This window comes from Neolewinella xylanilytica (genome assembly GCF_002934605.1).
Lineage (GTDB): Bacteria > Bacteroidota > Bacteroidia > Chitinophagales > Saprospiraceae > Neolewinella > Neolewinella xylanilytica.
The window spans coordinates 108487-116788 of sequence record NZ_PTJC01000009.1; the positions used below are offsets into that span (position 1 = coordinate 108487).

General features: G+C 55.7%; 6 protein-coding genes. 2 read left to right on the top strand and 4 right to left on the bottom strand.

Annotated features, from left to right (window positions below):
- The first annotated feature begins 15 nt into the window (after positions 1-15).
- Complete coding sequence (locus tag CLV84_RS21070) at positions 16-2430, top strand: TonB-dependent receptor (protein ID WP_170067812.1); 2415 nt, start codon at positions 16-18, stop codon at positions 2428-2430.
- Here CLV84_RS21070 and CLV84_RS21075 read toward each other — a convergent pair.
- Positions 2417-3565 carry an aminotransferase class V-fold PLP-dependent enzyme gene (locus tag CLV84_RS21075; protein WP_104421833.1) on the bottom strand — a complete coding sequence of 383 codons (1149 nt, stop codon included), beginning with the start codon at positions 3563-3565 and terminating at the stop codon, positions 2417-2419. The two genes, CLV84_RS21070 and CLV84_RS21075, sit on opposite strands and share 14 nt — an antisense overlap.
- A 118-nt stretch (positions 3566-3683) precedes the next feature.
- Here CLV84_RS21075 and CLV84_RS21080 point away from each other — a divergent pair, with 118 nt between their 5' ends.
- A complete protein-coding gene (locus CLV84_RS21080) occupies positions 3684-4955 on the top strand; it encodes a cation:proton antiporter (protein ID WP_104421834.1) in 1272 nt (423 codons plus the stop codon).
- On the opposite strand, the gene CLV84_RS21085 is transcribed toward CLV84_RS21080, so the two are convergent.
- Genes CLV84_RS21085 through CLV84_RS21095 form a run of 3 tightly spaced genes read right to left on the bottom strand, consistent with a single transcriptional unit; the run spans position 4952 to position 7818 of the window.
- Positions 4952-5512 (bottom strand): hypothetical protein, encoded by a 561-nt coding sequence (locus CLV84_RS21085; RefSeq protein ID WP_146088894.1) that lies wholly within the window; start codon positions 5510-5512, stop codon positions 4952-4954. The two genes, CLV84_RS21080 and CLV84_RS21085, sit on opposite strands and share 4 nt — an antisense overlap.
- An 11-nt stretch (positions 5513-5523) precedes the next feature.
- Complete coding sequence (locus tag CLV84_RS21090) at positions 5524-6300, bottom strand: SDR family oxidoreductase (protein WP_104421836.1); 777 nt, start codon at positions 6298-6300, stop codon at positions 5524-5526.
- An 18-nt stretch (positions 6301-6318) separates the two neighbouring features.
- Positions 6319-7818, bottom strand: coding sequence for a S8 family peptidase (locus tag CLV84_RS21095; protein WP_104421837.1), 1500 nt, complete (start codon positions 7816-7818; stop codon positions 6319-6321).
- Positions 7819-8302: the final 484 nt, after the last annotated feature.

Here is an 8302-nt window from a genome sequence, read left to right on the forward strand (position 1 = left end):
AATGAATGTCCGATCATGCCGTATAAGTCTGCCCTGCTCTGCTTACTGCTTTTTATTACCTCCGGCCTCACGGGCCAAACGAACCTCGGCGTTCAGGTCATCGTGGTAGATTCTACCACTGGAGCGGCGCTACCCTACGTTAACGTGCAGGTGGCTAACAGCGCCCAGGGTGGAATGACGGACGAAAATGGTGAGTACGCTTTCCGGGCCTCCCCCGGAACCATTACCGTTATGGTTTCCTCCGTCGGCTACGAAGCCTACAAAATAAAGGCCGAACTAACCGCTCCCCTGCGCTTGGACATCCGCCTCGTTCCCGTTGCCTCTACCCTGGAAACCGTAACCGTAAGCAGCAATAATGCCGCGGAGCGCCTTTCCCGACCGGTCATGGGCGTGGAGCAGCTCAATATCCGCGAAATCGAGTTGCTGCCCGTAGCCCTCGGCGAAGTGGATGTATTTCGGGGTTTACAGCTCGTAAGCGGCGTCAACTCCGCCGGCGAAGCCAGTAACGGGTTAAGCATCCGAGGAGGGACCGTGGATCAAAACCTCGTACTGCAGGACGGCGCGCCGATCTTCACGCCCACCCACCTCTTCGGCTTATTTTCGGTATTTACGCCCGACGCCGTAGGCAGCGTCGACCTCTACCGCGCCAACGTCCCGGCCGAGTTCGGGGGGCGGATTGCCAGCGTCGTCGACGTACGGACCCGCAACCCGGTCAGCGATCACCTTAAGTTGCAGGGTGGCATCGGACTCGTATCCAGTCGGTTAAGTCTGGAATCCCCGGTTACCCGCGACAAGCGGCTGAAGGTCCTCCTTTCCGCCCGGGCTGGACTCAACGACTTCGTTTTTAAAGCTTTTGACCGGCTTAAAAACACCCGCAGCAAATTCGGTGATGCCACCCTGAAGCTACGCTACCAAACCGGCAAAAACGATTTCCTCACCTTTTCTGCCTTCTACAGCCGAGACTTTTACGAATTGGACCTCATCAACCGGTTTGCCAGCGTAATCGCCCGTTCGAATCAGTACGACTATTCCACCGCCAACGGAAGCCTGGAATGGCTGCGCCTCATCGGCAAGCAAATCAACGTGCTAACCCGCCTCGTACGCAGCGATCACCGCCCCCGGGTAATCTTCCCCGAAGTAGACGTACCGAACGAAGTCGTTTATCAATCGGCCATTACCTATACCGGGCTTAGCAGCAAGCTGGAGTTTGGAAGCGCCACGGGGCACCGGCTTACCGCGGGCCTGCAGGCTGCACATTACCAACTTCAGCCGGGTGCCCTCCTGCCTGGTGCGTCTACCAATGTCGCACCTACGCAACTAGCCCGGGAGCAGGCGGTGGAAACGAGTGCTTTTTTCGAGGACGAATGGAGCGCCACGGACCAGCTGACCGTATCGGCCGGAATTCGGTATACCCAATATGCCCAGTTGGGGCCCGGAGAAGAACGGAGCTATCCGGAGGGCGAACGGCTAAGCGGCGGATTTAACGCAACTACGGATTACGATGCGGGATCGATCATGCAAACCTACGGCGGCTTCGAACCGCGCCTCGGTCTCAGTTACCAAATCGGACCCCGTACCAGCCTGAAAGCAGCATACGCACTGAATCGCCAGTACCTCCAAAATATTTTCAACTCGACTACTCCCCTACCGAGCAGCCGGTGGAAAGTGTCCGACAACAACTTAGCCCCCCAACGCAGCCACCTCTACAGCATCGGTGCGTACCAATTGCTCGGCGATAAGTTTGAACTGGCGCTCGAAGGCTATTACCGTGACATTGACAAGTTGTTGGAGTACAAGCCTGGCGCCGATTTTTTTCTGAGCCCCGATGTGGAAACCGATTTACTCCAGGGAGAAGGCCGTACCTACGGTAGCGAACTAAGCCTGCGGAAATCAGGGGGGAAGCTGAGCGGAGAAATCAATTATACCTATGCCCGCGCTTTCAACCGGGTCGGAGGCCCTACCCTTTCCACCAGCATCAACCAGGGTGAATGGTACCGCGGCTATTTCGACCAGCCACACACCGTTAACACCCACTTCACCATCGATGACGGACGTACCCATCGCGTCAGCGTGAACCTGGTCGTGCAGAGTAACCGTCCCTACAGCATACCGAATGGGTACTTACCCATCGGCAACCTCACCGTCCCCATTTTTCTGGAGCGAAACAATGCACGCCTCCCGCTTTACCACCGGCTCGATCTCAGTTGGACCATCCACAATGCAGGCATGCAACACCGCCGCTGGATTGGCGACTGGACGCTTACCGTCTACAACCTCTACGGCCGTAAGAATGCCTACAACATTTATTATCAGCCCCGGGATAGCGGAGCAAACGCCGAGATTTTCGGAAGCAGTCCCCTGGCTAGCTACCAACTGACCATTTTCGGTGCCCCGATCGTCAGTTTGTCGTATAGTTTTAAGTTCGAGTAGTCTGGCAACACCGCCGGATCGCGGCCGCGAATTGTTCCATGTCCGCTTCGCTATTGTATACGTGCGGGGCTACGCGCACTAATTCGCCCCGATAGCTCACCGATATCTTCCGGGTTGCCAGTGCTGACTTCAATGCCTCCATCTGGATGTGGTCCGGTAGCCGAAGGCCCACCAAATGGTATGCGCAGCCATCCGGTAAGCGCAGTCCAGAACGGTCGAGCTCGGCATCAATCGATTGCCACAGCTGCTGGATGTACGTCTGCACCGCTTCCGCCTGCCAGCTCAGCAGTAAATCCATACCGGCCTGTTGCATGGGTATACTGATGAAATTGCTGTGCTCACCCACGGAATACCGGGCGGCCAGCGGGCGGTACTCGGATTGGTAAGCTGCCAGCCGGGTGAAATCGTCGCTGCCCGACCGATTGATCCAGTTTTCTTCCAGCGGAACGCCACCGTCCATACGCGGCCCGTACCAGGCGTAGCCACAGCCATACGGGCCCAGCAACCATTTATATCCGCCGGCGATGAGGGCGTCGGGGCGGATCCGCTTCACGTCGAAGGGGTAGGCACCCAAGGACTGCGTACCGTCCACTACAAGCCAGGCACCGACCTCGTCCGTGCGTCGCCGGATCGCCTCCAGGTCAAAAACCGATCCGTCCGACCAGTGAATCTGGGCGATAGCCACCGCCGCGGTCCGGATGGTTATGGCCTCTAGGATCCGGTCTGACCAGCTTTCTTTACCACTTGGTTTCGCTACGGTAACCAGCCTTGCGTGCGATTCGTCACAACGGCGGTGCCAGGCGTAGTAGTTGCTCGGGAATTGGTCCTGCGCTACGACGACCTCCTGCCCGGGCCCCAATGGCAAATTTTTGGCTACGGTGGCTATGCCGTAGCTCGCGGCCGGGATAAGGGCTACGCGGTCAGCTTCCTCGCTTCCGATTAGGCGAGCGAATGATTTCCGGAGTTTAGCCACCGGTTGGAAGAACTGTTCGATGGGCATCCCGCTGTTGTGTTCCCGCCACTTAAGCGCATCGCGGGCGGCATCGGCTGCGGCAATCAACTGCGGAGACCGGCTGGCACCGTTGAGGTAACATTCATCTGCGGGAAGGGAAAAAAGCTGACGTTGGCAGCGCATGAATGGCTAGTTTTGGCGGCGGAGCGCGGGTGCAATAACTACCAAGGTAAGCACGTAGGGCTCCCGAACGAACTATGCCCGTTGGCGGTCGTTTGGACTTCAAACCGAATCTCTCTAGTTGAGCACGCACATCCTTCTTCTTCTCTTAGCGGGCATAGCCTTTCTAGGGACCTTTATTTTACCGAGCCTGATTCGGAACCAGATGGTAAGCTTGCCGATCATCTACGTTGCATTCGGATTCATCGTATTCAGCCTGCCTTTCGATCTGCCGTTAATGAACCCGGAGGATGCCCGGCTGGACCGGCGCGTGATGGAGTACATCACGGAATTCATCGTCATTGTTTCGCTGGCCGCAACGGGCTTGAAGCTCGACCGGAAACCCTCCTTCAAAAACTGGGGCCCTGGATTGTACTTACTCGGGATCACAATGCCCCTCACCATTGCCGCCGTAGCCTTTTTAGGTTGGTGGTGGGTAGGCCTGGCACCGGCCAGCGCGATCCTTTTGGGAGCGGTACTCGCCCCTACCGACCCGGTACTCGCGGCGAACGTACAGGTCGGCCCCCCCAACGAGGACTATCCGGAAGATGAAGTACGGTTCGGTCTGACCCTGGAAGCCGGTATGAATGACGGGCTTGCCTTTCCGTTCGTTTACTTGGCCATCGGACTTGTCGGTGCGGTATCCATTCAGGATACCTTAATCCAGTGGGCCTGGTGGGATTTCGGTTATCGGATCGGTATGGGTGTGCTGATGGGCATCGTCATCGGGCGCGGACTATCCTGGATTTTCTTTAAGTTCAAAGACAAGATGGCCGAGGTCCGGGAGACGGAGATCGAGTCGGGCTTCTTCATTTTGGCCGCAACGCTAATTACCTATTCATTAACCGAAATGTGTGAAGGCTACGGCTTCCTGGCGGTATTTGTCGCTTCGGTGGTGAGTCGCAGGGTCCGGTACGATGACGAGGCGAAAAAGGCGGAAATTGAAAGTTACGAAGCCGCCGATCAGGTAGAACAGGCCATCCTTGGAATCTTTCTCATTGCCTTCGGTGGAATCATCGGAACGGGAGGTTTGCGCGACCTTACGATCGAAGGGGCGATGATCGGTCTGGCTTTATTACTGGTCATCCGGCCGCTCGCCGGGCTGATCGGCTTTACCACTTGCAAATTACCCTGGGAAGAAAAACTAGCCCTCAGTTATTTCGGGATCCGGGGGGTAGGATCCTTGTACTACCTGGCCTACGCCCACAATAGTGAAGTATTTCCCTCCATCGATAGTATCTGGTCCATCGTAAACTTTACCATGTTGGTATCGATTTTCCTCCACGGGTTTAGCGTGACCCCCGTCATGACCTGGCTGGATAAACGAATGGGACGACCCTCACGGAGTAATTAATCGGCGCTTCCCGGTCCGGGGGCAGGGGTTCCGTCGATAGACAAAATTCGGTCCATCCGGATCCAACACTCGTCGGTCAGTTGGACGTACTCTTCTTTTCGGTGAGTTTTCGTGGACTTTATTCCGGAATGGGTCGTCATGGGCACCCCGTTCGCCCGACGCATGGTTAATTGGACCTCTTTGTTGCTCACGGCAACCTTCTCAATCAGATCGTAAAAGCCACAATCCACGGATACATAGTTAGAGCGTGGACGTTCGGTAGCCCACTGTTCGTAGATGGTTGCTTCCCCCTGGCTGTAGTTTGCCACCAGCAAGAGATTACCCGGTTGCCGCTCCTGATTCACGGGAAGAAGTACCGCCCCGACCCGTACGATGGGTCGCCCACTAGTCTCTACTAATTCGTAACGAGCCCGGTCCCCCGCCTCTAATTGCTGCCCCGCAAACACGAAAAGGATATCCACGGCAAACATCGGTTGATCATACAGTGGCTCCGGCGGTACCGTCCAATCATCCGCTAAAAATTCACGAGGAGCTTTTCCGAGGTAGACTACTTGCATACACTTACTCGTTATCCGGTGATGTGACGGACCAACCCACCGTCGACACTGATGGTTTGCCCGGTAATGTATTCCGCCAACGGAGACAGTAAAAAGGCGGCCATTGCGGCGAAATCATCCGGATTACCCATCTTACCGGTTGGTACCCCGGCTAGGAACTCCTTCTCGACCGTTTCCCGGCTGGCATCTTTGAGCTGAGCGGCCTTATCCAGTACCGCCGTAATCCGGCTGGTCGCGTGATAACCCGGTGCGAGAATATTTGCCCGAATTCCATTCTCTCCCTCTTCTCTGCTGAGCGTCTTGACGAAACCCGCCACGGCGGCACGCATGGTGTTGCTCAGGACCAGGTTGTCAATGGGTTGTTTGATGGATACGCTTTCCAAATAAAGAAGCTTGCCGCTTTTTCGCTTACGAAACATAGGGAGTAAATGGCCCGTTAGGGCGATTTTCCAGCGTAACGTACTAGCATAGGCAGTGTCCCAGTCTTGCATCGACAATTCCGATACACTGCCTGTGGGAGGGCCACCGGTATTGAATACGCAACCTGCAATTTTGTAGTCGATCATTGCCTCCCCCAGCTTTCTCACGGCAATGTTGTCCTGCGTATCCGCTGGGTGGGATATGAATCGATCACCGTGCTTGGTCGCCAGCGCTTTGAGCTTGTCTCTACTGCGGGCAAAACCCAAGACAATGGCTCCTTCCTCAATCAAGCGCTCCGTGATGGCAAGTCCCAGTCCACTTGTCGCACCACCTACGGCAATAACATTATCCGCTAGCCTTACTTCCATTCCGTAAAAATAGCAGCTTCATCGAACTACGGCGCGAATTGCTGCTGCCGGTTGGACGATCGGTCCGGTGATTCGGGTTTCGGAAGATTCGCGGCCAGTAGCCTGAAGTATTGCATATGCTTGGCTATGGTTAAGATCCGGATTCAACGATTTCATTACACCCAGTAGACCAGCCACGAAGGGGCAGGCCATGCTGGTACCGCTATAGCTCTTGTACGCATCTCCGGGAATTGTACTGTAGATACCTACGCCCGGGGCCGCGACGGCCATTTCAATTTTCTCCGTCCGGTTGCTGAAGGGCGCGCGGAGCAGGAGTTGGTCGATGGCGGAAACCGTAATCACCCCGTCGGCATTCGCCGGAGCAAAGTCTTTGGCGTCCCGGTTCGAGTTACCGGCGGCCACCACCACGATGGCGCCCGCTCGGTGTGCATAAGCCACGGCGGCGCTGTACGCGCGCTGGCTACTTTGATTGCTACGCCCGCCCAGGCTTAAAGAAATAACGTCAGCTCCTTCGTCCGTTGCTTCGATGATTCCCGCGATGATCGTTTTCTGCTGCCCCATTCCTCCCGCACTAAGGACCTTCACGGAACTGATTTCAACAAAAGGGCTATCACCGGCTCCGGCCAGGCTTCCGATGCCGAGTCCGTTGTTCGTAACACCGGCGGCGATACCGGCGCAGTGAGTTCCGTGGCCATGGGGATCATTGTCGTACTTTTCTTCAATGGAAAAGTAATTGTCGGTTAGATCTTCGTGTTTACCGTCTACTCCCGTGTCGAGAATTACCACCTTGGCCTGTTTCTTAGGTTTTTGGGCGTGAAGGACCTCGTAATAGTCATTCATATTGAGCACTTCCATAGCCCATTGCTCCCCGGTGAACGGATCGTTAATGGATAGGGACTTACTACCGGCGGGCGCTTCGGTAATTGATTCCGTAAGGAAGGGCTCTACTAGTATGGTTTCGTTGGGCTCCGTATAGCGTACGGAGGCTAATTGGTTGAGTTGCTCATTCAGTTGCTTATCGTCCACTCCTTCTGCATCGACGACGAAATAGTTATCCAAATAAGTTTCGGCGGCCGCTTCCGGGAAGAAAGCCCGTTCCAGCTTTAATCCGTTCGTGGCTGCGAATGCTTCGAGTTCATCGGACGTTGCCCCTTCTTTTAACTCCACGAGCATACTTCCTATGTTGGCCTCGTCGATGTGCATCGACTGCGATTCATCGCTTTCGATCATTTGGTCCAGGTAGTGTACAGCGGCAAACATGCCGAAGATGAGGAACACCGCCATCCAGACCGATATTTGCTTTTTCACGGCCATGGCCTGCACGAAACCGACCATCCCCAGCATGATGAAGTCCTTCAGGATCTTGGGGAAAGCACTGCTTGCCACGGCTACGGAGTTAAAGTCCGTCCAGGCGAGTATCCCGACGCCGGCGTAGGTGAGAAGCATCCAGAGCGAGGCGTCCTTCAAATTCCGGCGCCAGAACCAAACTGAAAGCACGAGGGCGGTGAAGAGTAACATGGAGCAATGTTTTCTTGAATATAAGCCATCGGACGTCTATTTCGATAAGCTTATTCGACGAAGGTCACTTGTACAACGTTTTGTTTTGGGGTGGAGTTGTTTCGGGGCATGGACGCACTGGCAGGTTACCCTTAGCAGCCCCGGTGGCCGAGCTTAGCAGGGGTGCAAGGAAGGTGCCTTTACCGGGGCAATGGCTGGGGACTCTGGCCTGGACGATTCCTACATGAAAACCGAGGAAGCACGGGCGCTTAATGCTGTTGCGGCTGGAGGCCGCATTGTACGGTGCCATCACTTCGCAACCGGAGGTTCCTTCGTACTGTCGCGGTCGGAGACCGCATTGTACTAGCGCGGCCGGAGGCCGCATCCTACTCGTCAGATCGCCCCGGCCCACCCCAAACGGAGAAAGCCCCACCGCTGCTGTAGCGATGAGGCTTTCATAAAATTGGCGGCGACCTACTCTCCCGGGGTAAACCCAAGTACCATC

Bases quoted from the DNA above. Each gene is read 5' to 3' on its own strand.
- CLV84_RS21070 (WP_170067812.1), top strand. From the start codon at position 16: ATGCCGTATAAGTCTGCCCTGCTCTGCTTACTGCTTTTTATTACCTCC.
- CLV84_RS21075 (WP_104421833.1), bottom strand. From the start codon at position 3,565: ATGCGCTGCCAACGTCAGCTTTTTTCCCTTCCCGCAGATGAATGTTAC.
- CLV84_RS21085 (WP_146088894.1), bottom strand. From the start codon at position 5,512: ATGCAAGTAGTCTACCTCGGAAAAGCTCCTCGTGAATTTTTAGCGGAT.
- CLV84_RS21090 (WP_104421836.1), bottom strand. From the start codon at position 6,300: ATGGAAGTAAGGCTAGCGGATAATGTTATTGCCGTAGGTGGTGCGACA.
- CLV84_RS21095 (WP_104421837.1), bottom strand. From the start codon at position 7,818: ATGTTACTCTTCACCGCCCTCGTGCTTTCAGTTTGGTTCTGGCGCCGG.